Origin of the sequence: Streptomyces sp. NPDC058691 (assembly GCF_042714775.1) — a bacterium.
In the GTDB taxonomy this organism is placed as follows: Bacteria; Actinomycetota; Actinomycetes; order Streptomycetales; family Streptomycetaceae; genus Actinacidiphila.
Map to the genome: position 1 here is coordinate 1 of NZ_JBHXSO010000063.1, position 26,394 is coordinate 26,394.

The 26,394-nt window shown below is 72.8% G+C and carries 27 protein-coding genes and 1 pseudogene; 8 read left to right on the forward strand and 20 right to left on the reverse strand.

All coding sequences use genetic code 11. The annotated features are described in order from the left end of the window. Window positions 1-81: 81 nt before the first annotated feature. The 3 genes from ACFWVC_RS32365 to ACFWVC_RS32375 all read right to left on the reverse strand — a co-directional run bounded on the left by ACFWVC_RS32365 (window position 82) and on the right by ACFWVC_RS32375 (window position 1,834). Window positions 82-306 carry an I78 family peptidase inhibitor gene (locus ACFWVC_RS32365; protein ID WP_384295889.1) on the reverse strand — a complete coding sequence of 75 codons (225 nt, stop codon included), beginning with the start codon at window positions 304-306 and terminating at the stop codon, window positions 82-84. Between the two features lie 219 nt (window positions 307-525). Next, window positions 526-915, reverse strand: coding sequence for a DUF779 domain-containing protein (locus tag ACFWVC_RS32370; protein WP_384295893.1), 390 nt, complete (start codon window positions 913-915; stop codon window positions 526-528). A 4-nt stretch (window positions 916-919) separates the two neighbouring features. Further along, window positions 920-1,834, reverse strand: a complete 915-nt coding sequence (locus ACFWVC_RS32375; RefSeq protein ID WP_384295896.1) for a bifunctional DNA primase/polymerase — start codon at window positions 1,832-1,834, stop codon at window positions 920-922. A 233-nt stretch (window positions 1,835-2,067) separates the two neighbouring features. On the opposite strand from ACFWVC_RS32375, the gene ctaD reads away from it, so the two are divergent. Then, window positions 2,068-3,735, forward strand: a complete 1,668-nt coding sequence (gene ctaD, locus ACFWVC_RS32380; RefSeq protein ID WP_384295900.1) for a cytochrome c oxidase subunit I — start codon at window positions 2,068-2,070, stop codon at window positions 3,733-3,735. 8 nt (window positions 3,736-3,743) lie between these two features. On the opposite strand, the gene ACFWVC_RS32385 is transcribed toward ctaD, so the two are convergent. The 3 genes from ACFWVC_RS32385 to ACFWVC_RS32395 all read right to left on the reverse strand — a co-directional run bounded on the left by ACFWVC_RS32385 (window position 3,744) and on the right by ACFWVC_RS32395 (window position 6,505). Next, entirely contained in the window at window positions 3,744-5,051 is a 1,308-nt protein-coding gene (locus tag ACFWVC_RS32385) for a glycosyltransferase family 4 protein (RefSeq protein WP_384295903.1), read from the reverse strand. 198 nt (window positions 5,052-5,249) lie between these two features. Further along, complete coding sequence (locus tag ACFWVC_RS32390; RefSeq protein WP_384295906.1) at window positions 5,250-5,762, reverse strand: transglycosylase family protein; 513 nt, start codon at window positions 5,760-5,762, stop codon at window positions 5,250-5,252. A gap of 116 nt (window positions 5,763-5,878) precedes the next feature. Further along, window positions 5,879-6,505: a transglycosylase family protein gene (locus tag ACFWVC_RS32395; protein ID WP_384295909.1), complete on the reverse strand. Its 627-nt coding sequence runs from the start codon at window positions 6,503-6,505 to the stop codon at window positions 5,879-5,881. Window positions 6,506-7,047: 542 nt separating this feature from the next. Between ACFWVC_RS32395 and ACFWVC_RS32400 the strand changes: the two genes are divergently transcribed. Beyond that, entirely contained in the window at window positions 7,048-7,821 is a 774-nt protein-coding gene (locus tag ACFWVC_RS32400; RefSeq protein WP_384295913.1) for a hypothetical protein, read from the forward strand. A 178-nt stretch (window positions 7,822-7,999) separates the two neighbouring features. Next, complete coding sequence (locus ACFWVC_RS32405) at window positions 8,000-8,251, forward strand: hypothetical protein (RefSeq protein ID WP_384295915.1); 252 nt, start codon at window positions 8,000-8,002, stop codon at window positions 8,249-8,251. 22 nt (window positions 8,252-8,273) lie between these two features. Here ACFWVC_RS32405 and der read toward each other — a convergent pair whose 3' ends face one another. From der to aroH, 5 genes are all read right to left on the reverse strand, one after another. Beyond that, window positions 8,274-9,731, reverse strand: a complete 1,458-nt coding sequence (gene der / locus ACFWVC_RS32410; protein WP_384295919.1) for a ribosome biogenesis GTPase Der — start codon at window positions 9,729-9,731, stop codon at window positions 8,274-8,276. A 75-nt stretch (window positions 9,732-9,806) separates the two neighbouring features. Then, window positions 9,807-10,466 (reverse strand): lysophospholipid acyltransferase family protein, encoded by a 660-nt coding sequence (locus ACFWVC_RS32415; RefSeq protein WP_384295924.1) that lies wholly within the window; start codon window positions 10,464-10,466, stop codon window positions 9,807-9,809. Next, entirely contained in the window at window positions 10,463-11,200 is a 738-nt protein-coding gene (gene cmk / locus ACFWVC_RS32420; protein ID WP_384295928.1) for a (d)CMP kinase, read from the reverse strand. The genes ACFWVC_RS32415 and cmk overlap by 4 nt, the downstream gene beginning before the upstream one ends. An 82-nt stretch (window positions 11,201-11,282) precedes the next feature. Then, the gene (locus ACFWVC_RS32425) at window positions 11,283-12,368 is read right to left on the reverse strand and encodes a prephenate dehydrogenase (protein WP_384295932.1); all 1,086 of its coding nucleotides are present in this window, start codon (window positions 12,366-12,368) and stop codon (window positions 11,283-11,285) included. After that, window positions 12,365-12,727 (reverse strand): chorismate mutase, encoded by a 363-nt coding sequence (gene aroH, locus ACFWVC_RS32430; RefSeq protein WP_384295936.1) that lies wholly within the window; start codon window positions 12,725-12,727, stop codon window positions 12,365-12,367. The genes ACFWVC_RS32425 and aroH overlap by 4 nt, the downstream gene beginning before the upstream one ends. A gap of 111 nt (window positions 12,728-12,838) precedes the next feature. On the opposite strand from aroH, the gene ACFWVC_RS32435 reads away from it, so the two are divergent. The 5 genes from ACFWVC_RS32435 to ACFWVC_RS32455 all read left to right on the forward strand — a co-directional run bounded on the left by ACFWVC_RS32435 (window position 12,839) and on the right by ACFWVC_RS32455 (window position 15,743). Next, on the forward strand, window positions 12,839-13,201 hold the full coding sequence (locus ACFWVC_RS32435; protein WP_384295939.1) for a DUF952 domain-containing protein: 363 nt from the start codon (window positions 12,839-12,841) through the stop codon (window positions 13,199-13,201). A gap of 88 nt (window positions 13,202-13,289) precedes the next feature. Beyond that, window positions 13,290-13,982, forward strand: a complete 693-nt coding sequence (locus ACFWVC_RS32440; RefSeq protein ID WP_384295942.1) for a hypothetical protein — start codon at window positions 13,290-13,292, stop codon at window positions 13,980-13,982. Window positions 13,983-14,007: 25 nt separating this feature from the next. Then, a complete protein-coding gene (locus ACFWVC_RS32445; RefSeq protein WP_384295945.1) occupies window positions 14,008-14,604 on the forward strand; it encodes a DUF6529 family protein in 597 nt (198 codons plus the stop codon). After that, the gene (locus tag ACFWVC_RS32450) at window positions 14,601-15,014 is read left to right on the forward strand and encodes a Rieske (2Fe-2S) protein (RefSeq protein ID WP_384295948.1); all 414 of its coding nucleotides are present in this window, start codon (window positions 14,601-14,603) and stop codon (window positions 15,012-15,014) included. The genes ACFWVC_RS32445 and ACFWVC_RS32450 overlap by 4 nt, the downstream gene beginning before the upstream one ends. Window positions 15,015-15,032: 18 nt before the next feature. Continuing rightward, window positions 15,033-15,743 carry a DNA polymerase beta superfamily protein gene (locus ACFWVC_RS32455; protein WP_384295950.1) on the forward strand — a complete coding sequence of 237 codons (711 nt, stop codon included), beginning with the start codon at window positions 15,033-15,035 and terminating at the stop codon, window positions 15,741-15,743. Here the strand turns inward: ACFWVC_RS32455 and ACFWVC_RS32460 are convergent. From ACFWVC_RS32460 to ACFWVC_RS32500, 9 genes and pseudogenes are all read right to left on the reverse strand, one after another. After that, window positions 15,702-16,690, reverse strand: a pseudogene (locus tag ACFWVC_RS32460) (ADP-ribosylglycohydrolase family protein). The gene ACFWVC_RS32455 and the pseudogene ACFWVC_RS32460 overlap by 42 nt on opposite strands. 20 nt (window positions 16,691-16,710) lie before the next feature. Then, window positions 16,711-17,487, reverse strand: a complete 777-nt coding sequence (locus tag ACFWVC_RS32465; RefSeq protein ID WP_384295952.1) for a DNA polymerase beta superfamily protein — start codon at window positions 17,485-17,487, stop codon at window positions 16,711-16,713. Window positions 17,488-17,586: 99 nt separating this feature from the next. Next, on the reverse strand, window positions 17,587-18,654 hold the full coding sequence (locus tag ACFWVC_RS32470; RefSeq protein ID WP_384295955.1) for a pseudouridine synthase: 1,068 nt from the start codon (window positions 18,652-18,654) through the stop codon (window positions 17,587-17,589). Next, window positions 18,654-19,337, reverse strand: a complete 684-nt coding sequence (gene scpB, locus ACFWVC_RS32475) for an SMC-Scp complex subunit ScpB (RefSeq protein ID WP_384295957.1) — start codon at window positions 19,335-19,337, stop codon at window positions 18,654-18,656. The genes ACFWVC_RS32470 and scpB overlap by 1 nt, the downstream gene beginning before the upstream one ends. Beyond that, entirely contained in the window at window positions 19,330-20,484 is a 1,155-nt protein-coding gene (locus tag ACFWVC_RS32480) for a segregation and condensation protein A (protein WP_384295959.1), read from the reverse strand. Before ACFWVC_RS32480 ends, scpB begins: the two co-directional genes overlap by 8 nt. A 60-nt stretch (window positions 20,485-20,544) precedes the next feature. Next, on the reverse strand, window positions 20,545-21,186 hold the full coding sequence (locus ACFWVC_RS32485) for a hypothetical protein (RefSeq protein ID WP_384295961.1): 642 nt from the start codon (window positions 21,184-21,186) through the stop codon (window positions 20,545-20,547). Continuing rightward, on the reverse strand, window positions 21,171-22,253 hold the full coding sequence (locus tag ACFWVC_RS32490) for a ParA family protein (RefSeq protein WP_384295963.1): 1,083 nt from the start codon (window positions 22,251-22,253) through the stop codon (window positions 21,171-21,173). Before ACFWVC_RS32490 ends, ACFWVC_RS32485 begins: the two co-directional genes overlap by 16 nt. Before the next feature lie 365 nt (window positions 22,254-22,618). Then, complete coding sequence (gene ald, locus ACFWVC_RS32495; RefSeq protein ID WP_384296000.1) at window positions 22,619-23,734, reverse strand: alanine dehydrogenase; 1,116 nt, start codon at window positions 23,732-23,734, stop codon at window positions 22,619-22,621. Between the two features lie 268 nt (window positions 23,735-24,002). After that, window positions 24,003-26,315 carry an NB-ARC domain-containing protein gene (locus ACFWVC_RS32500; RefSeq protein ID WP_384295965.1) on the reverse strand — a complete coding sequence of 771 codons (2,313 nt, stop codon included), beginning with the start codon at window positions 26,313-26,315 and terminating at the stop codon, window positions 24,003-24,005. Window positions 26,316-26,394 lie beyond the last annotated feature (79 nt).

Genomic DNA, 26,394 nt, shown 5'->3' on the forward strand with positions numbered 1-26,394 from the left:
CCCCCGGCCTGTACGGCGATTGCCCCCGCAACCCTTTCAGGGGGCCGGGGCCATCGCCGTACGCGGGGTCGCCGGCGCGCGTCAGCCTGACCAGCAGCGGGTGACCCGGCCGCCGTCGACGGTGAAGTTCAGCCGCCCCGCGCGGTACTCCATGGTGATGATCGCGCCCGGCGGCAGGGAGCGGACGGAGGTCCAGCCACGCTCCGTGGCACGGCGCTCGGCCTCGTCCGCCGCGAGGCCTACATAGGCGTCCGGCGGGTCCTGGGGATGCGATGCGTGGGGCGTGCCGCCCGGATCGGTAGCCATGTGAGCCACCGTAGGCGCATACGAGCCGTGACGGAAGACACGCCGACGCGCCATCGTCACACTTCTGTCACAGAATGCCGAGTCCCGTTTGGCGTGCACCGTTCATGCGATCCGCACCCGCTTTTCCAATCGCCTCTTGAATTCACGCCATCCGCCGCCGATATCACCGCGTCCGGAGATCCCGGAATTACCGGAAACGGCCCTCACACTTCCCTCACATCACATCCCCAGGGCGGCCAGCTCATCGTCCGTCAGCAACCGCGACCGAATGAGAAACCGGTTGCCGGTGGGCGCCTCGAGCGAGAAGCCGCTGCCGCGCCCCGGCACCACGTCGATCGTCAGATGAGTGTGGCTCCAGTACGCGAACTGGTCCCGTGACATCCACACCGGCACCGGGTCGATGCCGGGGACGCCGAGGTCGCCCAAATGCACGTCGGAGTCCCCCGTGAGGAACTCGCCCTGCGGATAGCACATCGGCGAACTGCCGTCGCAGCAGCCGCCGGACTGATGGAACATCAACGGGCCGTGCTCGTCCGCCAGGCGCCGCAGCAGCCCCGCGGCGTCCTCGGTGATCGCGACCCGGCCGGCACTCGATACGGTGGAGGTCATGCCGTCAGCGTGCTCCCGCGGCGCCTGAGCCGCCAGACCCCCGCAGGACATGTCTGCGCGCCGAGCCCACCGTGGCGGCCGCCTCGCGCTCCGGGAGGCCGGTACGGACGGCCGCGCCGACCATCTCGGCCGCCACGTCCTCACCGTGGCCGTTCTCGTAGGCCCGGCAGGCGGCCCAGAACAGCCGTTCGTTGCGCTCCCCCTCCAGCGAGCCGAGGACGAAGCGGATCAGCGGGCCCGCGGTGTCCGCGCCCGCGCCCCGCGCCCTCCCGGCCCTCGCGGCCCCCGCGCGCGCCGCCCACGGCTTCGGCGAGGGCGTCATGAGCAGCCGCAGCAGCCGCCGCGGCACGGCGGCGGGCGGCATGGACGCCGTCGGCGGGTCCCATCGGTAGCGGCCGGCGACGGTGACCGAGCCCGGTCCCACCAGATAGCCGCCGCTGCCCCGCACGTCGATGCCACGGCCGAGCCGGCTCACGGAGTTGGGGACGACGACCTCCGCCGGGCCGGTGAGCCACAGATGCCGTCCGCCGCTCGGGGTGAGCACCGTTCGCGTCCACGGCACCGCGAAGCCCTGGCGCGCCGCCAGGTCCACCAGGTCGGCGAAGCCGTCCGCCCCGCCCTTGCGGTCCAGGTCGAGGCCGATCAGATAGTGCGGCGCGCGACCGCAGGCGATCCCGTACCCCGAGGCCCAGGGGGCCGCCGCGAACAGCTCGCCGATCCGCACGGGGTCGGTGGAGGCGTCGTGCACCCCGTGGCCGAACCGACCGCACTGGCGTCGGCACATCCCGCCGCCGGTCTCACCGCGGTGCGGCGACCGTACGGCGGGCAGTTTGGTGCGGGACAGCGGGATGACCGGGAAGCCGCGCCGGGCGGCCGCGAGCGCGCAGGCGAGCGCGCGGTGGAAGTCCGGGTGCGTCACGGGGTGCCCCCCTCGCTGCGCTACGGCATGACACCTTTATCGTACTTTCGTTCGACCTCGTGCTCAACGGTGCCGTGAAGCCGCCCGAAAACGGTCCGCCACGGTCACCCGCCGGCCTCGGCACGCCCCGGCGGTTGCGTCCGGGGCGGGTGGGCGAGGCGCGCCACCATGACGCTTACCCCGGGCTACCGTGCACACACCGGCAGCAACTCCGACCACGAGGGAGCGCGCGGATGGGGACGTACGCGGCGCCGGCCACCGACGAGCGGGTGCGGACGCCGCGGCGCCCGGGGCGCCTCCTGGTGGACTGGCTGACCACCACCGACCACAAGAAGATCGGGCACCTCTACCTGATCACCTCGTTCGGCTTCTTCCTCGCGGCGGGCGCCATGGCCCTGCTGATGCGCGCCGAACTGGCCCGCCCGGGACTGCAGCTGATCACGAACGACCAGTTCAACCAGCTGTTCACGATGCACGGCACGATCATGCTGCTGCTCTTCGCGACCCCCACCTTCGCGGGATTCGCGAACGAGATCATGCCGCTGCAGATCGGCTCCCCCGACGTCGCCTTCCCCCGGCTGAACATGCTGTCGTACTGGCTGTTCCTCTTCGGCGGGCTGATCGTGGTGGGCGGCCTGCTCACCCCCACCGGCGGCGCGTCGTTCGGGTGGTTCGCCTACGCGCCGCTGAACAGCCTGACCCGCTCGCCCGGGATCGGCGCCGACATGTGGATCATGGGACTCGCGCTGGCGGGCTTCGGGACGATCCTGGGCGCCGTCAACTTCGTGGCGACGATCGTCGGGATGCGGGCACCGGGCATGACGATGTTCCGGATGCCGGTCTTCACCTGGAACGTGCTCTTCACCTCGGTACTGGTCCTGATGGCCTTCCCCGTGCTGGCGGCCTCGCTGCTCGTGCTGGAGGCGGACCGGCGCTTCGGGTCACTGGTCTTCGAGCCCGCGAACGGCGGGGCGCTGCTGTGGCAGCACCTGTTCTGGTTCTTCGGGCATCCGGAGGTCTACATCATCGCGCTGCCGTTCTTCGGCATCATCACCGAGATCCTCCCGGTCTTCTCGCGCAAGCCGGTCTTCGGCTACGCCACCCTGATCGGCGCGACGATGGCCATCACCGGTCTGTCGATGGTGGTGTGGGCGCACCACATGTTCGTCACGGGCGCGGTGCTGCTGCCGTTCTTCTCCTTCACCTCGTTCCTGATCGCGGTGCCGACCGGGGTGAAGTTCTTCAACTGGATCGGCACGATGGTCGGCGGCTCGCTCTCCTTCGAGACGCCGATGCTGTGGGCGGTGGGCTTCCTCGTGAGCTTTCTGTTCGGCGGCCTGACAGGCGTGATCCTGGCCTCGCCGCCGCTGGACTTCCAGGTCAGCGACTCGTACTTCGTCGTCGCCCACTTCCACTACGTGGTCTTCGGGACCGTGGTGTTCGCGATGTTCGCCGGCTTCTCCTTCTGGTGGCCCAAGTTCACCGGGAAGATGCTCGACGAGCGGCTGGGGCGGATCCACTTCTGGACGCTGTTCGTTGGCTTCCACACCACCTTCCTGGTCCAGCACTGGCTGGGGGTGGCGGGGATGCCCCGGCGGTACGCCGACTACCTGGCGGCGGACGGCTTCACCGCGCTCAACACGGTCTCGACGATCGGGGCGTTCCTGCTGGGCATCTCGACGCTGCCGTTCCTCTACAACGTCTGGCACACCGCGCGGCACGGCACAAAGGTGGAGGCCGACGACCCGTGGGGCTTCGGCCGCTCCCTGGAATGGGCGACCTCCTGCCCGCCGCCGCGGCACAACTTCACGGCGCTCCCCCGGATCCGCTCCGAGTCCCCCGCCTTCGACCTCCACCACCCGGCGGTCCGGGAGCGGGACGCGCAGCCCGGCCCGCGGTGACGGGGGCGCTACTTCGCCGCCGCCCGTCCCGCACGTCCCGCCGCCCGCTTCGCGAGCGTACGGGCCCGCCGGGCCGTGCCCCTGGCGACGTCGTTGCCCGCGTACGCCGCGGCCAGCGCCAGGCCGCCGGCGTGCCGGCCGGCGCCGCGCACCCGGCCCGCGGCGCCGGCCCGGCGGTCCAGCAGTCGCTGAAGCAGGTCGGTGTACATCCCGGCGATGCGGTGCGGATCGTAGTGGCCGCCCTTGACCAGGGCGGCGCGGCCCATGCGCTTGCGGGCCTCGTCGTCGTTGATCAGCCGGAGCAGTGCGGCGGCCATGGCGTCGGTGTCGCGGGGCGGCACCAGCAGGCCGTCCACCCCGTGCTCGATGATCTCCCCTGGGCCGAGCGGGCAGTCGGTGCTGACCACGGGAAGGCCGACCCGCATGGCCTCGACGATGGTCATGCCGAAGGACTCCATCGCGGAGGAGACGGCGAGGACGGAGCCCTTGGCCATCTCGGGCTCGATCGGTGAGACCGGTCCCATCATCGTGACGTGCCCGCCCAGTTCCAGCTCCTCGACGAGCCGGGCGAGCGACTCGCGCCGGTCACCGCCGCCGTACAGGCGCAGGCTCCAGTCGGGGCGCTCCGCCCTGACCTTGTCGAAGGCGCGGATCAGGTCCTCGTAGCGCTTCACCGCCGCGAGCCGGCCCGCGGCGACCACGTGCTTGGCGTCCAGCGCCGCGGGGGCGATCCCGGGGTCGGGGACGCTGTTGGGGATGCCCCGCACCACCACCCCGGGGAGCACGAGTCTGCGCCGGTAGGCGTCCGCGTCGGCCTCGGTGGTGGTGATGACGGCGTCCAGGCGCGGGTAGAGGCGGCGCAGTGCGAGCCGCAGCCGCACGGAGTGGGTGTCCAGGGTCAGATGCTCCTGGGCGACCCGCACCACCCGGCGCGGCGCCTGCCGGGCGATGTGGGCGTTCAGGCCGGGCCTGGTGCCGATCACGGCGTCCGCGTCGAGCCGCGCGAGGTGGGCGCCGATCCGCTCGTCGGTGAGCGCGCTGTACTGCCGGTGGCGGGCCTCCGAGGGCGGGAAGACGACGGCGGGCCGCTGGGCGAGCGGGTGTTCGCCGTCGTACGTCTCGCTCTTCTTCCGCAGGTCGACCAGGTGGCGCAGCGGCACGGCGGGGTCCAGTTCCAGCGTCGGCTTCGCCCGGTGCCGGAAGACCGAGACGATCTCCACCTCGTGCTGCTCGGCCAGGGCGGCCGCCAGGTTGAAGGTCGTGCGGATCGTCCCGCCGATGCCGTACGCGTTGTGGATCAGGAATGAGATGCGCATGCGTCCCCGTCGTCGTCGCGGCTGCGGCGGACAGTCCGCCCGCCGTGTGCAACAAGACCGTGATCCGGGGTGCCGAGTTGTCCGTCATCACATCTTTGTTCCAGAGCCGTGACGAATCTGGTAGACGGCTCGGCGCAACCTTTTGTTCTCCTCGAGTACCCAGGGCGGTAAGGCGGCCGCGGGCGGGCACGGCCGGGTTCAGGGCAGGCGGACCAGCATCCCCGGGGAGAGCGGGGACAGCGGGTCGGGTGTGACGGCGGTCCCGTTGAGACGGATCAGCTCGGCGGCACCGCCGGGGACGGAGAAGCGCTCCGCGACGCTCTGCAGGGTGTCCCCGGGCTGGACGGCGTGGGCACGGCCGTAGAGCCCGAGCCGGCGCGAGCAGTTCGGCCAGGCCTGCCAGCCCTGGCTGCGCAGGATCGCCTCGGCGACGGTGATCTGGTCGTCGGCGGAGGCCAGATCGGCCCGGTCGGCGAAGTCCAGCCCGCCGAACGAGACCCAGGTGGGCTGGTAGATCTGCAGGCCGCCGTAGAAGCCGTTGCCGCTGTTGGTGTCCCAGCGGCCGCCCGACTCGCACTGCGCCACGTCCTGCCAGACCGGGGCGTGCGCGACCGGATACGCGAAAGCCCGCCCGGTCACCAGGGCGGGCCACAGGAAAAGCAGGGTGAGAGCGCCGACCACGGCGCGGCGACGGGGGGACGTGGGGGACATGGGGGGCACGCTAGGGACAGCCCGGCGGGGGCCGTCGTCCGCCGCGCCCGGTGGGCACGACGCCCACCCGGTCGGAGCACGACCGGGTGGGCGTGGCGCTTACGGGATCCGCGGCCTCAGACGGAGAGCCGCTGACCGGGGTAGATCAGGTTCGGATCGGCGCCGATCACCGACGCGTTGACCGCGTACAGCTTCTTCCAGCCGATGCCGTGCTCGGCCGCGATGCGGCTGAGCGTGTCACCGGGCCGGACACGGTAGTTGCCGTGCCCCTCGGCCCGCTGGTGCCCGCGGTCGCTGTGCCGCGGGGCGGAGTGCTCGGGCGCCGTGGCGGCCTTGGGCCGGGCCTGGGGCGCCGCGGGGGCCGCCGGGGCCGAACCGCCGCCCGGCGCGCTGCCGTACGCCCCAGCGCGGGCGGAGCAGGTCGGCCAGGCTCCCCAGCCCTGCGACCGCTGCACCTTGGTGGCGACGGCTATCTGCTGCTCCCGGCTCGCCCCTGCCGCGGTCGCCGCGTAAGCGGTGCCGCCGTAGGCGCGCCAGGTACCGGCGGAGAACTGGAGCCCTCCGTAGTACCCGTTGCCGGTGTTGATGTGCCAGTTCCCGCCGCTCTCGCAGCTCGCGATGCGGTCCCAGACCCCGCTGTCGGCGGCCTTGGCGGGCCCCGCGGCGGCCAGGAGGGCCAGCGGGGTCAGCGCGGCGGCGCCGGCGAGCAGTGCGGTCTGTCGGTACTTGGCGTTTACGGCCATGGAATCCCTCTCCACGGACCCGGGGTTCCCCCATGGCTCCGTACATGACGTACGGCGCCTCGGCGGACGAACGACCCCGCGCATTGGACGCGGTGCCCCGTCCCCCGCGCTCGCTGAACGGCGGCTTGCTGATCCGCCGTCACCCTCCGTGCGAGCTCTCCCGGGTGGTGCTCTCTGCACACGGCGGGCAAATCTAGGCAGCGCAACCCCCTGCCACCAAACAAATCCCCTTTCCTGCAGGCCAGTTGACGGTTACCTGGAGTAAGAGCGCATTCAGGACACCTGATTGATCCGTCTTTATCAGTGCATGTCAGCACAGGGAATACGCGCCGTGTGACGTCTTTCACATGCACACGGGGCCCGGGAAGGGCCATCGTTGGACAAGGAGTGACCGGCTCCGCACGGCCGTTCACCCTGTGCACGCAGCAAGAGGAGTGCGAGCGAGGTAAGCCGTGACTCCCGCCACAGATCGGCCGTTGTCACTATGTGCCGGGCGAAGCCCGGCAGAGGAGCCCGTAGCCGTACATTCCAAGGAGGCTTTCGTGCCGCCCATGCTCGACGTCAGCGACGAGGTACGAGCCGAGATCGGCGATGAGGAGGCGGCTCGCCTGCTGGCAGGCGCCGGCGCGCCGGGCACGTATGACTGCACCTCCTGCCGCACGCCCGGCGACACCTCGACGGAGCGCACCAGCACCGTGCTCTTCGTCGGCGAGGAGACCGCGGTGCTCGCCTTCGCGCACGCCACCTGCATCCCCTCCCAGGTCGTCCCGGTCTCGGAGGAGCAACTGCAGGGCGCCGTGCAGAGCATCTCCGGCAGTGAGGCGCCCGGGGCCGCGGAGGCCGGCGCCACGCCGCGCCAGGCGGTGCTCGGCATCACCTGCGGCCTGATCCTGGTCAAGGACCAGGTCTGCCCGGCCCTGGTCATCGAGCCCACCGGCCCGATCGCCCGGCCCGGCGAGAACGGCCTCGGCGACGATTTCCTGCCGATCCTGATCGAGCAGGGCTTCATGCCCGTCGGCGGCCTCACCACACCGCCCGCCCCGCTGCCCGGCTGGTCCGTGCTGCTCGCCATGGGCCAGCTGCACGCGATCCTCCAGCCCGGCACGGCCGGCGCGTGGTGGCAGGCGCACCAGCCGCTCGCGGTGAGCGAGGGGTGGCGCGCGGCCGTCAACAAGTCCAACGAGGTGTACGTCTACGCCGCCCCGCACGGCACCATCGGCCAGCAGCCGCGCGAGGACCTGCTGCGCGAGGCACTGGAACGGGCGTGCGGGCGCGGGGTCCTCGTCGCGGCGACGATGCCCCTCTCCGGCACCTGAGCCAACCGGCCCCCCGTCAAGGCGCGTACGGAAGTCCGTACGCGCCTTTGGCCTGTGCGGGTGCATATGCGTGATTCATCCGTACGAACCGCATCCCGCGACATTTCCTCATCGTTGGCACGACGTGCACACCTTTGACGCTTCCTCACGAGCCCCGTACCGCAGCCCGATCCCCCCCATGCGCACCGCGCAGGAGGCGTCCACGAGTGAGGGCACGCCGATCTACGACGCGCTCTACTCCGAGTACCGCAGGCTTTTCCGTACCCTCCCCGGCGACCGCACGGGCGAGGAGGAACTGCAGTTCAACGGCTTCGGCCCGCGCCACCTGCCGTCATCCGCCGCCTACCGGGCGGGACGGCACCGCACGAACCTGCAGGGGCCGGCGGCCCTCCCCCCGGGCGCGGCGAACAACCGCCTCGGGGGCCTGTGAGCCAGGCCCCCGGGCTCTGAGGTCACTTCTTGCGGCCGCGCTTCTCGCGGACCCGGACCGACACCTGGATCGGCGTCCCCTCGAAGCCGTACTCCTCGCGCAGCCGCCGCTCGACGAAGCGGCGGTAACCGGCCTCCAGGAAGCCCGAGGCGAAGAGCACGAACCGCGGGGGCTTGGTGCCGGCCTGGGTGCCGAAGAGGATGCGCGGCTGCTTGCCGCCCCGGATCGGGTGGGGGTGGGCGGCGACCAGCTCGCCCAGGAAGGCGTTGAGACGGCCGGTGGGGACCCGGGTCTCCCAGCCGGCGAGGGCGGTCTCGATGGCCGGGACGAGCTTCTCCATGTGCCGCCCGGTCAGGGCGGAGACGTTCACCCGCGGCGCCCACTGGATCTGGACGAGATCCTTCTCGATCTCGCGCTCCAGGTAGTAGCGGCGCTCCTCGTCCATCATGTCCCACTTGTTGTAGGCGATGACGATGGCGCGGCCGGCCTCGACGGCCAGCGAGATGATCCGGGTGTCCTGCTCCGCCAGCGTCTCGCTGGCGTCGATCAGGACGACGGCGACCTCGGCCTTCTCCAGGGCCGCGGCCGTGCGCAGTGAGGCGTAGTAGTCCGCGCCTTCCTGGAGGTGGACCCGGCGCCGGATACCGGCGGTGTCCACGAACTTCCAGGTCTTGCCGCCGAGCTCGATCAGCTCGTCGACCGGGTCGCGGGTCGTGCCGGCCATCTCGTTGACGACGACGCGCTCCTCGCCCGCCACCTTGTTGAGCAGTGACGACTTGCCGACATTCGGGCGCCCGATGAGCGCGACCCGGCGCGGGCCGCCCAGCGCGTTCCCGAAGGTCTGCATCGGCGCCTCCGGCAGCGCCTCCAGGACGGCGTCCAGCAGGTCGCCGGTGCCGCGGCCGTGCAGCGAGGAGACCGCGAACGGCTCACCCAGGCCCAGGTTCCACAGCATCGCCGCGTCCGCCTCGCCGGAGGGGCCGTCCACCTTGTTGGCGCACAGCACGACCGGCTTGCCGGCCCGGCGCAGCAGCTTGACGACGGCCTCGTCGGTGTCGGTGGCGCCGACCGTGGAGTCCACGACGAAGACCACCGCGTCGGCAGCCTCGATCGCGAACTCGGCCTGCGCCGCGACGGACGCGTCGATGCCGAGCACGTCCTGCTCCCAGCCGCCGGTGTCGACGACCTTGAAGCGGCGGCCGTTCCAGGTGGCCTCATAGGAGACGCGGTCGCGGGTGACGCCGGGGCGGTCCTCGACGACCGCCTCGCGGCGGCCGATGATCCGGTTCACCAGAGTCGACTTGCCGACATTCGGGCGGCCGACGACGGCGAGCACCGGCAGCGGGCCGTGGCCCGCCGCCGCGAGGTCGCCGGCGACGTCGTCGAGGTCGAAGCCCTCCTCGGCGGCGAGCTCCATGAACTCGGCGTACTCGGCGTCGCCGAGCGCGCCGACTTCGCCGTACTCGTTCTCGATGTCCATGAAAGCTTCTCCGTCGATCGTCAAATGTGCGGGGCCCGGCGGGGGCCGTCTGCCCCAGTGTGGATCAGGGCGGCGCTACGACACGCGGCCCGTACTGCGCCGGGCGTGGTCGAGATGGGCGGTCAGGTGCTTCTGGATGCGCACGGTGGCGGCGTCCAGTGCGGTGCGGGTGCGCCGTCCGCTGCCGTCCCCGGCCTCGAAGGGCTCGCCGAAGACGATGTCCACCTTGGCGCGCAGCGGCGGCAGGCCGCGGATCAGCCGGCCCGGCCGGGTCGTGCCGAGCACCGCGACCGGCACTATGGGCGCGCCGGAGCGCACCGCGAAGTAGGCCAGGCCCGCTCGCAGCTCGGCGAAGTCGCCCTCGCCCCGGGTGCCCTCCGGGAAGATCCCGAGCACCCCGCCGCGCTCCAGCACGCCGAGGGCGGCCGTCACGGCGGTACGGTCGGTGCTGTGCCGGTCCACCGGAAGCTGGCCGATCCCGCGCAGGAACGGGTCCAGCGGCCCGATGAACGCCTCCTTCTTGATCAGGAAGTGCACCGGTCGCGGGGAGGTCCCCATGAGCACCGGACCGTCCACGTAGTGCGCGTGGTTCACGGCGAGGATCACCGGGCCCGAGGCGGGCACCTGCCAGGCGCCGAGCACCCGGGGGCGCCACAGGCCGTTGATGATCCCGATGCCGAGGCGGCGGCCGACGGCCACGCCCTTCGGCCCCGGAACCGCGGATGTGCCACTCACGAAGCGTCCCGCTTCTCCCCGATCAGGGCGACGATGCGATCGATGACCTGGTCGAGGGTGAGGTCGCTGGTGTCGACCTCGACGGCGTCCTCCGCCTTCGTCAGCGGGGAGGTCTTGCGGCCGGAGTCGGCCGCGTCCCGGCGGACGAGGGCGGCCTGGGTGGCCGCGAGGTCCACCGTGTTGCCGGCGGCCGTCAGCTCGCCGCCGCGGCGGGCGGCACGGGCCTCCGGGGACGCGGTGAGGAAGATCTTGAGGGTGGCGTCCGGCAGCACCGTGGTGCCGATGTCCCGGCCCTCGACGACGATGCCGGCCGGCGCGCCCGAGGCCGCCGAGCGCTGCAGTTCCACCAGCCGGGTCCGCACCTCCGGCACCGCGCTCACGGAACTCACCGCACCGGTGACCTCCTGCGTGCGGATCGGGCCCGACGCGTCCACGCCGTCCACCGTGATCGACGGCCCGGACGGGTCCGTCCCCGAGATGATCACCGGCTTCTCGGCGGCCGTGGCCACCGCCGCGGAGTCGTCCACGTCCACACCGTTGCTCAGCATCCACCAGGTCATCGCCCGGTACTGGGCACCGGTGTCGAGGTAGCTCAGCCCGAGCCGGGCCGCGACCGCCTTCGAAGTGCTGGACTTGCCAGTGCCCGAGGGGCCGTCGATCGCGACGATCACCGGATTCGACACAGTCGGGGGACCTTCCTTGTACGCGGAGCGGGTGCTGCTGGCGAACGCCATCCCCACAAGGTTACCGGGCCACCCATTCGGCTCCGTACCACGTTTGTCCCCCGGCCACCGGGACCGCCCGCGCGGGCCGGGCTCAGGCCCGCAGATTCCAGCCCTTCTCGCGGAGTGCGGCGGACAGCCGGGCCGCGGCCGCGGGCTCGACCATGAGCTGGACGAGGCCGGCCTGCTGGCCGGTGGAGTGCTCGATGCGGACGTCCTCGATGTTGACGCCCGCGCGCCCGGCGTCGGCGAAGAGACGGGCCAGCTCGCCCGGCTGGTCGCCGATGAGGACGGCGACGACCTCGTAGGCCTTGGGGGCGGAGCCGTGCTTGCCGGGGACCTTGGCCTGGCCCGCGTTGCCGCGGCGCAGCAGGTCCTCGATGCCGCCCGCGCCGTCCCGGCGCTTGGCGTCGTCCGCGGACTGCAGGGCCCGGAGCGACTCGACGGTGTCGGTCAGATCGGCGGCGATCTCGGCGAGGACGTCGGCGACCGGCCCGGGGTTGGCCGAGAGGATGTCGATCCACATGCCGGGCTCGGAGCCGGCGATGCGGGTGACGTCGCGGATGCCCTGGCCGCACAGCCGCACCGCGCTGTCCTCGGCGTGCTGGAGGCGCGCGGCGACCATGTTGGAGACCAGGTGCGGGGTGTGCGAGACGAGCGCGACGGCGCGGTCGTGCGCCTCGGCGTCCATGACCACCGGCACGGCGCGGCAGAGGGCCACCAGTTCCAGGGCCAGGTTGAGGACCTCGGTGTCGGTCCGCGGGGTCGGGGTGAGCACCCAGGGGCGGCCCTCGAAGAGGTCGGCGGTGGCGGCGAGCGGGCCGGAGCGCTCGCGGCCGGACATGGGGTGGGTGCCGATGTACGAGGCCAGGTCGCAGCCGAGGGCTTCCAGGTCGCGCCGCGGCCCGGCCTTGACGCTGGCGACGTCGAGGTAGCCGCGGGCCAGGCCGCGGCGCTGCGCCTCGGCGACGGTCGTGGCCACATGGGCCGGCGGCACGGCGACGATGGCCAGGTCGACCGGGCCGGCGGGCGGCTCGTCGGTGCCGGCGCCGAGGGCGGCCGCGGTGCGGGCGGCGTGCGGGTCGTGGTCCTCCAGGTGCACCTCCACACCGCGCGCGGCCAGCGCGAGCGCGGCGGAGGTGCCGATGAGGCCGGTGCCGATGACGAGAGCGGTCCTCACTGGGCGATGTCCTTGCGCAGGGCGGCGGCGGCGCCGAGGTAGACGTGGGAGATCTCGCCCTTGGTGAGATCGCTCTCGACGTGCGCGAGGATCCGGACGACCCGGGGCATCGCGCCGGTGATGTCGAGTTCCTGCGCGCAGATCAGCGGCACATCGGTGATGCCGAGCTTGCGCGCGGCGACCGCCGGGAAGTCGCTGTGCAGGTCGGGGGTGGCCGTGAACCAGACGCTGATCAGGTCGTCCACCGCGATGTCGTTGCGTTCCAGGATCGCGGTGAGCAGTTCCGCCACCTGTCCGTGCATGTGCTCCGCGTCGTCCCGCTCCAGCTGGACGGCCCCGCGGACCGCTCGTACCGCCACGTCCCTGCTCCCTGTGTCCTCGACCCCGCGCGTACCTCGTCAGCGTAGTCGGGGCGGCCCGGACGCGGTGGACACGCCCGTCCCGCGAGACGGGCGCGGTACAACTTGGGCATGATCTACCACCTCGTTCCCCTGGACGACTGGCTGCGCGACCCGGACCGGCCGTACGCCCCCTCGTCGCTCGCCGAGGACGGCTTCGTCCACTGCTCGCCCGACGAGGACGTGGCGCTCGCGGTCGCCGACGCCTTCTACCGGGGCACGCCGGGCCCGCTGATGGTGCTGCTGATCGACGAGCAGGCACTGGAGGCCCGCGTGCTGTGGGAGGAGGCGGAACCGGTGCCGCCGCCGGGTGTACCGACGGAGACGCGCTTCCCTCATGTGTACGGGCGCGTCAACCGCAGCGCGGTGGTCGGGATGCTGGAGGTGCGCCGGGACGAGGAGGGCCGGGCGGTGGCGCTCGCGGTGTGGTCGTAGGCGCCGTTATGTCCGAATACGCCCTGGACGCGGGGCGTGATGTCCGCTTGCATGGTGCCTTGGCCGCACGGCCGCGGGGGAGGCGGACATGCAGCGTTCCGGACCGCTCTACACGCTTCTCGCCGGGCTGGCCCTGGCGCTGATCATGCTGTCGCTCAACGCGACGACGGGGGACGTGGCCTCCTCGGCACCCTCCACGTCGTCCTCACCCGCGCCCGCACCGTCACCCAGGGCGTCCCGCACGCCCCCTGTGTCGTCCACGCCGTCGCCCTCGGCGCCGACTCCCTCGACACCCTCAACTGCCTCCCCCCGCAGCGCGCCGCCCGACGCCGACTACGCCGGCCGCACCGCGGACGGCGCGGCGAGCGTCGCGGTCGCCCTGCGCATGGGCAAGGCGGTCGCCTATGTCTGCGACGGCCGCACCAAGGAGGCGTGGCTGCGCGGCGACGTCGGAGACGACGGCGCCCTGCGGCTGACCGACGGCCACGGCGCCCGCCTGGAGGGCACCCTGCGGGGCGCCACGATCAGCGGTGACGTCAGGCTGACCGGCCTGCGGCAGCCCTTCGAGGCGCGGAAGGCGGTCAAGCCCTCCGGCCTGTACCGGGCGACGGCCTCCGTGCGCGGCGCCAAGGTCGTCGGCGGCTGGATCGTGCTCCAGGGCGGCGCACAGGTCGGGATCGTCTCGCGCGACGGCGAGCCGTCCGCCGCGCCTCGTATCGACACCGGGTCGGGCGCGGTGACCGTCGACGGCGAGCGGCTCACCGCACGGCCCATCCCCTGACCGCAGGCAGGAGCAGGAGCGTCCCATGAGCGTGGACCCGAACGCCGCCACCACGTCCTTCCCGGTGCCACCGCAACGCGGCGCGGGTCTCCGTGCCGCAGCCGTGTACCTCGTGCCCGCCCTCACCGCCGCCGCGGTGGCGGTCGGGCTGGGCGCTTACGGCAGACTGCACGATCCCGCGGGCACCGCCTTCAACCTTGCGGGCTTCTCCAGCACGGGCGCGGTCAAGTCGTGGCTGGCCACCTCGGCCTTCGCCTTCGCCCTCGTCCAGCTGGGCTCCGCGCTGGCGATGTACGGCAAGGTGCCGGGCCTGCGCGCGCCCTCCTGGACCGGGGCGCTGCACCGCTGGTCGGGGCGGATCGCGTTCCTGCTGTCGGTCCCCGTCGCCGTGCACTGCCTTTACGCGCTGGGCTACCAGACCTACAGCGCCCGCGTGCTGTGGCACTCGCTGCTGGGCTGCTTCTTCTTCGGTGCCTTCAGCGCCAAGATGCTGCTGCTGCGCGCCGAACGGCTGCCGGGGTGGCTGCTGCCGGTCGTCGGCGGGCTGGTCTTCACCGTGCTGACCGTGCTGTGGCTGACCTCCGCGCTCTGGTTCTTCCGCACCAACGGAATCACGACATGAGGCGGCGCGCTCTGCTGCTGTCCCTGGCGGCCCTGGCGGGGTGCGCCAAGTACGGCGACGAGAACACGCCGGCCGACGCCGCCGGGTCGCCGCCGGCGGCATCGGCCGGAGGCGGGGGCGGGGGCGAGGTACTGGTGCGCGCGTCCGAGGTGCCCGTCGGCGGCGGCACGGTCCTCGCCGACCGGAAGATCGTGGTGACGCAGCCGGCCGCAGGTGAGTTCAAGGCGTTCTCCGCGGTCTGCACGCACCAGGGCTGCGTCGTGAAGGACGTCTCCGGCGGCACGATCAACTGCCCCTGCCACGGCAGCAGGTTCAAGGTTGCCGACGCCTCGGTGGCCGCCGGTCCCGCCCCGCGGCCGCTCGATCCCCGGCAGGTCACCGTGAAAGCGGGTGAGGTCCGGCTCGCCTGACGCGTACGATCGCGCCCCATGCGCGACCACGACCTCGTACGCCACCACACCGTCTACGCCTGCGTCATGGGCTCCCGGGCCTTCGGCCTGGCCACCGACGGCAGCGACACCGACCGCCGCGGGGTCTTCGTCGCGCCCACCGAACTGTTCTGGCGCTTCGCCAAGCCCCCGACGCACGTCGACGGCCCCGCGCCGGAGCAGTTCTCCTGGGAGCTGGAGCGCTTCTGCGAACTGGCCCTGCGCGCCAACCCCAACGTCCTGGAGTGCCTGCACTCCCCGCTCGTCGAGCACGCCGACGCCACCGGGCGCGAACTGCTGGACCTGCGCGGCGCGTTCCTCTCCCGGCAGGTCCACGAGACGTTCACCCGCTACGCCCTGGGCCAGCGCGGGAAGCTGGAGGCGGACCTGCGCAACCACGGCGCGCCGCGGTGGAAGCACGTGATGCACCTGCTGCGCCTGCTGGTCTCCGCGCGCGACCTGCTGCGCACCGGCGAACTGCGCGTCGACGTCGGCGACTTGCGGGCACGCCTGCTGGACGTCAAGCGCGGTGACGTCCCCTGGCCGGAGGCCGAGTCCTGGATGAACCGCCTCCACGAGGAGGCGGCCGCCGCGGCGGCGCGCTCCCCGCTGCCCGCCGAGCCTGACCGTGCCCGCGTCGAGGACTTCCTCGTCCGCGTCCGCCGGACGTCAGCCGGTGCCGCCGTCCCAGAGGTCACCGAGCGCCATTAGCTCCTCGCGGTACTCGATCCGCGCCACCCATTCCGGGGGCCACGCCGCCAGGCCGAGGTGGGCGCCCGCGAACGCCCCCGTGAGGCACGCGATCGAGTCCGAGTCCCCGGAGGTGCACGCGGCCCGGCGCACCGCCGTCAGCGGCTCCTCAGGGAAGAGCAGGAAGCACAGCAGTCCGGTCGCCATGGCCTCCTCGGCGATCCAGCCCGCCCCCGTGGCCAGGCACGGGTCCGCCTCCGGGTCGGGCGCCGCGAGCGCCGCGTCCAGGCGGTCCAGGACCCCCAGGCACTCGTCCCAGCCACGGCGGGCGAAGTCGGTGGGGGTGTGGTCGTGCGCGAACCGCCACAGGTCGCCGAGCCACCACTCCTGGTACGTCCCGCGGTTCTCGCTCGCGTACGCCCGCAGCAGCGCGGGCAGTTCGCCGGGCGCCGCGCCCTGGGCGAGCACGTGCACGGCGTACGCGGTCAGGTCACTCGCCGCGAGCGCGGTGGGGTGCCCGTGGGTCAGCGCGGCCTGCAACTGGGCGGCGCCGGCCCGCTCGCCCGGCGTGAGTCCTGGAACCAGACCCGCGGGGGCGACCCGCATGTTGGCCCCGCAGCCCTTGGATCCGGTCTGGCTGGCCTCCTGCCAGCGCAGGTCCTGGTGGTTCAGCTTCTCGCAGGCGACCAGGCAGTGCGGCCGGGGGCCCGGTTGTTGTCGGGCGAGTGGTACCAGTCGACGTACTCCTCCCGCACCGGCCGGGCGAGCCGGGACGGGGTCAGCGGGCCGCGGTCCATCGCGGTGCGCAGGCCGCGCCCGAAGGCCAGCGTCATCTGCGTGTCGTCGGTGACGAAGGCCGGGCGGGGCAGCTCCATGGAGCGCCAAGGCCCGCACTTGGCGAGGATCGCGGGAACGGTGTTGAACTCGGTCGGGAAGCCCAGCGCGTCGCCGATGGCGAGTCCCGCCATCGCCCCGGCGGCCGGCCGCCTCACGCCGCCGCCAGCCGGGTGCGGACCACCAGGTCGTGCAGCGCGTCGTACGCGGCCGGCTCCGCGGGCAGACGGGAGGCCTGCTCGGCGTCGTCCAGGGTGGCCTGCAGGGCCTCGACGTCGGCACGCACGCGGCGCGGGTCGAGGTCCATGGCGAGGCCGTGCTCGGCGTAGGACTTGTCCCTGATGAGGTCGCGGACGTACTCCGGCGCGTCAAGGTGGTCCAGCAGCGTCGGCAGATGGGCCTCGACCACGCCGGTGCGCATGAGGTGGATGCCGGTGAGCAGGACGCGGAACGTGTAGAGCAGCGGCTTGAGTTCGCCGGTCTTCTCGTACAGCTCCCACTGCGTGCGGCCGAAGCCGCGGTAGTGGTGCGCGTGCCGGCTGGTGATGACGCCGGGCGCGAGGTCGACCAGTTGCGCGTGGACCCCGCTGGTGTGCACCACCAGCGGGGACAGCAGCTGCTCCAGTACGTAGCCGTTGCGGCGCAGCATCAGGCGCGCGAACTTCAGCAGGTCGTGGGTGACCAGGTCGAGTTCGAGGCCGTCCTGCTCCCACATGCGGGTCTGTGTCTCCTCCCCCTCCCGCAGCCCTATGAGTTCGGCCAACGGCAGGAGGTGGACGCCGCGCACGTCCACGTCCGAGTCGTCGGAGGGGAAGCCGTACAGATGCGCCCCGGAGACGGTGGCGAACAGCAGCTGGTGCCCCTGCCGGGCGAGTACCGGGGTGAGTTCGGGCAGCCCGGCCTCGCGCAGCCGCTCGGCGTGGATGGTCATCGCCCCATCCTTCCCGGAGGCGGGGCCTGCGGGAAAGTCTTTATGGGATGAGCAGTCGATCAGAGGATCCGACGACGCATCCCGGGGCCGGGGCCAGGATCAGAGATCGACCTCGCGCATGAGCATGCCGACCTCGGTGTTGGTCAGCCGCCGCAGCCAGCCGGACTTCTGGTCGCCGAGCGCGATCGGGCCGAAGCTGGTGCGCACCAGCTTGTCCACCGGGAAGCCGGCCTCGGCCAGCATGCGGCGCACGATGTGCTTGCGGCCCTCGTGCAGGGTCACCTCGACGAGGTAGTTCTTGCCGGTCTGCTGCACGACGCGGAAGTTGTCGGCGCGGGCGTAGCCGTCCTCCAGCTCGATGCCGTTCTTCAGCTGCTTGCCGATGTCGCGCGGCAGCACCCCGTTGATCGCGGCGAGGTAGGTCTTCTGCACGCCGTAGCGGGGGTGGGTGAGGCGGTGGGCCAGCTCGCCGTGGTTGGTGAGCAGGATGATGCCCTCGGTCTCGGTGTCCAGCCGTCCGACATGGAAGAGCCGGGTCTCACGGTTGGTGACGTAGTCGCCGAGGCACTGGCGGCCGTCCGGGTCCTCCATCGTGGAGACCACACCGGCCGGCTTGTTCAGCGCGAAGAACAGGTACGACTGCGTGGCCACGGTCAGCCCGTCGACGCGCACCTCGTCCTTCTCCGGGTCGACGCGCAGACCCTGCTCGGTGACGATCGTGCCGTTGACCTCGACCCGGCGCTGCTCGATCAGCTCCTCGCACGCGCGGCGCGAGCCCATGCCCGCCCGGGCCAGCACCTTCTGCAGCCGCTCGCCCTCCTGCTCGGCGCCGGGGAAGGTCTTGGGCAGGTTCAGCTTGGGCTTGTCGTGCCGGGCCCGGTTCCGCTCCTCGATCTGCGCGTCGAGCTCCCGCGGGCGCGCCGGAACGGACTTGCGGGGCTTGCCGGAGGCGCCGCCGGGCCTGCCCGCGCCGCCCCTGCCCTTCCCGGCCTCGCCGGGGGCGCCGCCGCCGACGTCGTAGCGGCGCTCCTCCGGACGCGGCCGGCCCGCGCGCTTCTGCTGGTCGTCGCGCCCACCCCCGGACCTCGACCCGGGCGTGCCACCACCGGCGCCCCGGTTGTTCCGGTTGCCACCGCTGTTCCTGCCGCTGCCGCTACTGCTTCGCATCAAGTTTCCGTCGTCGAGTCCGGGTCGAATGAGGGGACGCCCTCCAGGGAGTCCGCCTCGACGGCGTCCGCCTCCGGGAGGAAGGGCGCGAGCTCGGGCAACTCGTCCAGGCCGCGCAGGCCCATTCGCTCCAGGAAATAGTTCGTCGTCCTGTACAGGATCGCACCTGTCTCGGGTTCCGTCCCACACTCTTCGACCAGACCCCGCTGCAGCAGGGTGCGCATCACGCCGTCGCAGTTGACGCCGCGCACCGCCGAGACCCGCGAACGGGACACGGGCTGGCGGTACGCGACGACCGCCAGGGTCTCCAGCGCGGCCTGCGTCAGCCGGGCCTGCTGGCCGTCCAGGACGAACTTCTCCACGGCCGGCGCGAAGGCGGGACGGGTGTAGAAACGCCAGCCGCCCGCGACGAGCCGCAGGTCGAAGCCGCGGTTCTGCTCCGTGTACTCCTCGGCCAGCCCGCGCAGCGCGGCGGCGACCTCGCGGCGCGGGCGGTCCAGCACCTTGGCGAGGGTCTCCTCGGTGGCCGGCTCGTCCACGACCATCAGGACCGCCTCCAGCGCGGGGCGCAGCTCCAGGTCGGCCGGCGAGAGCAGCCCGGCGGGCGCCTCCCGAGCCTGTTCCCCGGCCTGCTCCCGGGTCCGCTCCCCGGGGACGGCCGCCTCCGCGGATTCGTCAGTCATCCTTCCCGTCCTTCCTCGCCGCGGGGTCCTGGTCGAATTCTTCGGTGACGAGCGGCTGGTCCGGTGCGCTCTCGCCGCCGGTCCAGCGGACCTGGAGCGCCCCCAGGGCCTCCTCCTGGTCCAGCGCGACCACCTTCTCGCGGTACAGCTCCAGCAGCGCCAGGAAGCGCGCGACCACCGTCAGCGTGTCCGGCGCGTCGAAGGTCAGCTCGCGGAAGCTGGCCTCCCCGCGCTCGCGCAGCATCGCGATCACGTGCTCGGCCTGCTCCCGGACGCTCACCAGCGGCGCGTGGATGTGGTCCACGTACACCTGCGGCTTCGGCTTGGGCTGCATCGCCTTGACGGCGAGCTGCGCGAAGCGCTCCAGGCCGATGCTCAGCACCACTTCGGGGAGCAGTTCCGCGTGCTGCGGCTCCAGCCCCACGGTCCGGGGATGGTGCAGTGCCTCCGCCTCCAGGCGCTCCGCGAAGATCTCCGCGATCCGCTTGTACGCGCGGTACTGCAGCAGCCGCGCGAACAGCAGGTCCCGCGCCTCCAGCAGCGCGAGGTCCTCCTCGTCCTCCACCTCGGCGGCGGGCAGCAGGCGCGCCGCCTTGAGGTCCAGCAGCGTCGCGGCGACGACCAGGAACTCCGTCGTCTGGTCCAGGTCCCAGTCCGGCCCCATGGCGCGGATGTGCGCCATGAACTCGTCCGTGACCTTCGACAGCGCCACCTCGGTCACGTCCAGTTTGTGCTTCGAGATCAGCTGGAGCAGAAGGTCGAAGGGCCCCTCGAAGTTCGCCAGCCGCACGGTGAACTTCCCGTCGCCCTCCTCGGGCGGCGCCTCCGGCGAGCCGCCCAGCGCCTTGTGGGGGGCCTGTGGGGCGACGTCGGGCTCGGGGTGCGCCGGAGCGGTGGACAGGGCCTCGGGGGCGTCGTCAGGGGCCGCGGCGGGCGCCGGGAGCGCGGCGGCCGGCTCCGCGGGTTCCACAGCGGCCGGCACGGCGGGGGCGGGGGCAGGCGCGGGGGCAGCGTCCGCGGATACGTCGGAGGCTGCCGGGGCCACGGGAGCGAGGGGCTCCGCGTCCGGGGGCGGCGGTGCGGCACCGGGACCGCGGCCCAGGAGGCGGCGGGAGCGGGAGGAGCTGGCGGAGTCGTCGGAGGGCATTCAGGTCCAGGTCGTGCTGCGGGGCCGTGCGGAGGACGGCACCGTATCGCGCCGGAGGTGTCAGCGGCCTCGGAGGCGGCGGACGAGGATGCTCGCGTCGCCGCGGGACTCCAGGTCGGCGAGGACGACCGCGACGGCCTCGCGGACGATGCGGCCCCGGTCCACGGCGAGGCCGTGCTCCCCACGCAGGACCAGGCGGGCGTGTTCGAGGTCCATGAGCTCCTCGGCGGAGACGTAGACCGTGATCTTCTCGTCGTGGCGCTCGCGGCCGCTGGGCCGCCGTGGGGCCCGCCCGGACTTGCGGCGCGGCTGCTGCTGGGCCGGCTGCACGGGCTGCGGGGCGGCCGGGGCCGCCCCGGGGGACCCCGCGGGCGGCTGGAGGGTGCGGCGGCCCGGCTGGCCGGCCGGGGAGGCCTGTTCCGGGACGGGACGCGCGGCCGGGGCGGTCTCGCTCTCCCGGCCGGTGTGCTCGGCGGCCTCGGCGGGGGCCGCCGACTCCTGTACCGGCGCCTCCTCGGCGGCCTCCGGTTCCTCCGCCGCCGAAGGGCCTGCGGGGGCCGGGACGGGCCTCAGGGGGCGGTCCGCGCTGTCGCCGGGAGTCTCACCGTTGGCGTGCTGCCGCGGCGTCGAGGCCTGGAGCCCCCGCCCCCCGGTGGTCCGGAACAGTTCGTCGGCCCCCGGGAGACTCACTCGGCGTGACACCGGGCGAGCACCTCCCTGGCGAGCTGGCGATAGGCGGCGGCGCCGACCGAGTTGGACGCGTACGTGGTGATCGGCTCGCCGGCGACCGTGGTCTCCGGGAAGCGCACGGTCCGGCCGATGACGGTGTGGTAGACGTGATCGTCGAAGGCCTCGACGACACGCGCCAGGACCTCACGGCTGTGCACGGTCCGCGAGTCGTACATCGTGGCGAGGATGCCGTCCAGCTCCAGCTCGGGGTTGAGCCGCTCCCTGACCTTCTCGATGGTCTCGGTGAGCAGCGCCACACCGCGCAGCGCGAAGAACTCGCACTCCAGCGGCACGATCACCTGGTGCGCGGCGGTCAGCGCGTTGACGGTCAGCAGGCCCAGCGACGGCTGGCAGTCGATGATGACGTAGTCGTAGTCCGGCAGCAGCGGCTTGAGGGCGCGCTGCAGGGAGGACTCGCGGGCCACCTCGCTGACCAACTGCACTTCGGCGGCGGACAGGTCGATGTTGCTGGGCAACAGGTCCATGCCGGGCACCGCGGTCTTCAGCAGCACCTCGTCGGCCGAGAGCCCCCGCTCCATCAGCAGGTTGTAGACGGTGACGTCCAGTTCCATCGGGTTGACGCCGAGTCCGACGGACAGCGCGCCCTGCGGGTCGAAGTCGACCAGCAGCACCCGGCGGCCGTATTCGGCCAGTGCGGCACCGAGGTTGATGGTCGACGTCGTCTTGCCGACGCCGCCCTTCTGGTTGCACATGGCGATGATCTTCGCCGGACCGTGGTCGGTCAGCGGCCCCGGGATCGGGAAGTACGGCAGCGGACGGCCGGTGGGGCCGACGCGCTCGCGCCGCTGACGGGCCGCGTCGGGCGCGAGGGTGGCCGCGTACTCCGGGTCGGGCTCGTACTCGGCGTCGGGGTCGTAGAACTGGCCGTCCTGCAGCTCTTCTTCGTAGTGCGCCATGGGATTCGGGGTGTGTGCCTCGTTGCCTTGGTTGCCTTGTCCGGGCCGGCGCGCCTCGAAGGTGCGGACGGCCACGGAGCCCACCGCCTCGAGCCGCGAGGAGCCCTCGGCCTGAACGGTCATTCCTGGCTGACCACCCCCGGGAGCAAATGTCGACTCATTCACAAGTCGTCTTACCTCCTTGGTGACCAGGAAACTTCTCAATAGGTCAGCGTTGCAGCATGCCGACGGTTGGCGACTCTATGGCGTGTCGGTGGTTCACAGCAACACAATCCACCGGACACGGCACGATGTGTCGGCAACCGAACGCGCCGCTGTCAAGGGTGTAACGGGGTCGTCGCGGATGTTTCGCAGAGGGACGAATCGGCAAAACGGTATGGTTCCACGCCAACGGCCGGGCCCTGAACTCGCAAGGCCCGGCCGTGAGTACCGAAGGGGCGGCGCGTTGACGCCGGACCAAAAAGTCGATCAGTCGACTCAGCCGACGATCACGCCAGCAGCGACGCCAGGTCCACCGACTCCATGCCGTGCGCCTCGGCGACCGGGCCGTAAACGACCTGTCCCTCATGGGTGTTGAGGCCCTTGGCCAGCGCCGCGTCCCGGCGCAGCGCCTCGCGCCAGCCGCGGTTGGCCAGCTCCACGATGTAGGGCAGCGTCGCGTTGGTGAGCGCGTACGTCGAGGTGTTGGGGACCGCGCCGGGCATGTTGGCCACGCAGTAGAAGACCGAGTTGTGCACCGCGAAGGTCGGCTCGGCGTGCGTGGTGGGACGCGAGTCCTCGAAGCAGCCGCCCTGGTCGATGGCGATGTCGACGAGCACGGAACCCGGCTTCATGCGGGAGACCAGCTCGTTGGTGACCAGCTTGGGCGCCTTGGCGCCCGGGATGAGGACGGCGCCGATGACGAGGTCCGCGTCCAGGACCGCCTTCTCCAGCTCGAAGGCGTTGGAGACGATGGTCTGCACCCTGGTGCCGAACACCTTGTCCGCCTCGCGCAGCTTGTTGATGTCGCGGTCGAGCAGCGTGACGTGGAAGCCCATGCCGATGGCGATCTGCGCGGCGTTCCAGCCGGAGACGCCGCCGCCGATGACGACGGCCTTCGCCGGGGCCACACCCGGGACGCCGCCGGGGAGCACGCCCCGGCCGCCGGCCGAGCGCATCAGGTGGTACGCGCCGACCTGCGGGGCGAGCCGGCCGGCCACCTCGGACATCGGGGCGAGCAGCGGCAGCTGGCGGTTGGCCAGTTCGACCGTCTCGTACGCGATCGCGGTGGTGCCGGACTCCAGGAGGGCGTCGGTGCACTCGCGGGAGGCGGCCAGGTGCAGGTAGGTGAAGAGCGTCTGGTCCTTGCGGAGCCGGTGGTACTCCTCCGCGATCGGCTCCTTGACCTTCAGCAGCAGGTCGGCGGTCGCCCACACCTCGTCGGCGGTGGGGAGGATCGCGGCACCGGCGGCCACGTACTCCTCGTTCGGGATGGACGAGCCGAGGCCGGCGTCCTGCTCGACGAAGACCTGGTGGCCGCCTCGGACGAGCTCGTGCACGCCGGCGGGGGTGATGGCCACCCGGAACTCGTTGTTCTTGACCTCGCGGGGGATGCCGACCTTCACGTCGATCACGGTCCTTGTGTGGGGAGCGTCGGGTTTGCCACTGCACAGGTCTCCGACATCTGACGTGTCTGGCAATAACAGCTGAACGCAGTCGAATACAGCCGAAACCAGCCGATGTCAGGGTACGCCGGACCTGGCCGCGATGTTCACGGTGCGACCAAGTGTAGTGAAGGAAGACTCGCTGTCCAGCCTTACAAAGTGACTACTTTCTCCGAAGGCATTAGCAGTTTCGTAGGTTGCGACCGGTCAACCCTTGCCCCCGTTGACGTCAGCCCTCCTCGGCATCCGGTGTCCGGGGGATCTCGGAGGCCGGGAGCAGCCGCCGGGCCGCCGCCCGCTGCAGCCGCGCGCCCGCCGGGTCGCCCAGCCGGTCGAGGGTGTCGGCCATCCGCAGCAGCACCGCGCCCTCCAGCCGCTGCTCCCCCGCCTGCCGGGCCCAGTACAGGGCGTCGCGGCAGGTCCGCAGCGCGTCCTCGGGATGCCCCGCGTACTCCTGCACCCGGGCCACCTCGGTCAGTGCCCGGGCCTGGGCCGGCAGGTCCTTCAGCCGCCGGTGCGCGGCCACTGCGGCCCGCCACTCACGCAGCGCGGGCCCGTACCGGGCGGCGTACGTGTGCAGCGCGCCGAGCCTGCCGTGCAGCCGGGCCGCGTGCGCGAGCTCGCCGCGCGCCTGGCGCAGGGCGAGCGCCCTGCCGTACCAGTCGGACGCGCGCTGCGGATCGTCCAGCTCCAGGTAGGTGCCGGCGATGGCCTCCAGGGCACGGCCCTCGGCGTCCCCGTCGAACGCCTCGCGGGCGGCGACGAGCGCGGCGCGGTAGCGGTCGAGGGCGTCGAGCGGGCGGACGCCCTCCACGTCGAGGTCGCCGATGTTGAGCAGCGCCGCGGCCTTCTCGCGATGCAGTCCGCGCCGCTCGGCGACGTCCAGGACGAGGTGGTGCAACTGGTAGCGCTCCGCCGCGTTCTCCCCGCCGCCGGGATCCGCGGCCAGCGCGCGTACGAGAGCGGCCATCAGCCGCCGGGCCAGGGTGTCGAGTTCGCCGTCGGCGACGGCCAGCCGCGCGGCGGCCAGCAGGACCGGCAGCCGGTCGCGCAGCCACGCGGCGGCGGCCGGGCGGTCCGCGAAGCGCAGCGACTTCGGCAGCCCGTCCGGTTCGGTGCCGGCGTCCTCCAGGCTCAGCCGGCACGCGTGCAGCAGCCGTACGGTGCGCTCCAGCATCCGGGCGCGCGCGAGCTGCGTCTCGGAGGGCTTGTCGGTGCCGCGCAGCAGCTCGCGCAGGGACGGGGTCAGCCAGCCCGGCACCCGGTACTGCCGGGGCAGCGGGTCCACGGCCGGCTCCGCGTGCAGCAGCCCGCAGCCCGCCAGGTTCTCCAGCGTCCCCTCGGCGTCGCCCACCGAGCAGCCCGCGAGGGCGGAGGCGATCTGGGCGTCCACCAGACCCGTGGGGGCCAGCGCCAGCAACCGCAGCATCCGCGCCACGGCGGGGGCGAGCGCCCCGTACACGAAGCGGAAGGCGCGCAGCAGTTCCGGCGGGGCGGTGGCGCGCGGCGCGGCCGCGGTCGTGACCGCCCCGGCGGGAGCGGAAGCGGGGGCCGCGGTCGGGGCGGTGCGGGGCACCACCCGGGCCCGCTCGTCCACCGGCAGGGCGTCCGCGGCACCGCGGCGGCCGACGTCCTCGCGCAGCACCCCGTCACCGGAGGTCGGGCCGCCCGGCGCGGAGTCGCGGGCCGGGACCGGGGCAGGGGCCGGGGCCGGGGCCGGGGCCGGGGCCGGGGCCGGAGGCTCGGCCCGGATGTCGTGCAGGCGGCGGGTCGCGTCGGCCACGGAGGTGCGGGGCTGGGTGGCGAGCCAGGCGCCGATCAGCCGCAGCGCCGCGGGATGGCCGCCGCACTCGTGGGCCAGCGCCTCTGCGGCCTTGGGGTCGTTGGTGACCCGGACCCGTCCGACGGCCTGCGCGAGCAGGTCCACGCAGGCGGCCGGGTCGAGGCCGCCCAGCGTGCAGGGCCGTACGTCGGGCACGCCGGCCAGCGGCCCTTCCGAGGTGGCCACGAACAGATTGCCGGAGCCCTTGGGGAGGAGGTCGAGCAGTTGCCGGGGGTCGACCACGTCGTCCAGCACGAGCACCGCCCGGCGCCCGGTCAGTGCGGTGCGCAGCGCCGCGGACAGTTCCCCGCCCTCCGCGCCCGGCTCCGCGCCCACCCCCAGCGCCCGCAGCAGGGCCCGCGCGGACTGCTCGGGGGGCACGGGTTCGCCCTCGTTGTCGCTGAGCCGGACGAAGAACTGCCCGTCGGGGTAGCGACCGGCGACATCGTGGGCGAGACGCAGCGCCAGGGAGGTGCGGCCCGAGCCGGGCCGGCCGGCCACCAGCAGCACCCGGCTGCCGTCGGGGCTCCGGCCGCGCAGGGTCGCCAGGCCCGGCCGGTCGATGTCGGCCCGCAGCTCCTCGAGCTCACGGCGGCGGCCGACGAAATGGGGCACGTCGGGCGGGAGCGTGCCGGGGGCGGGGGTCTGTACCGGCGGCTCCCGGAGGCCGTCGTCAGAAGCCGCCACCGATGCGTCGGCGTCCAGCACGTGATCCGCCACGGGCCCACTCCCGTTCTGAATGAGAACGGCATGAGCCTAGTTCACCGGGCGGGTCCGGCCCCCGCGCGCGACGCGGCGG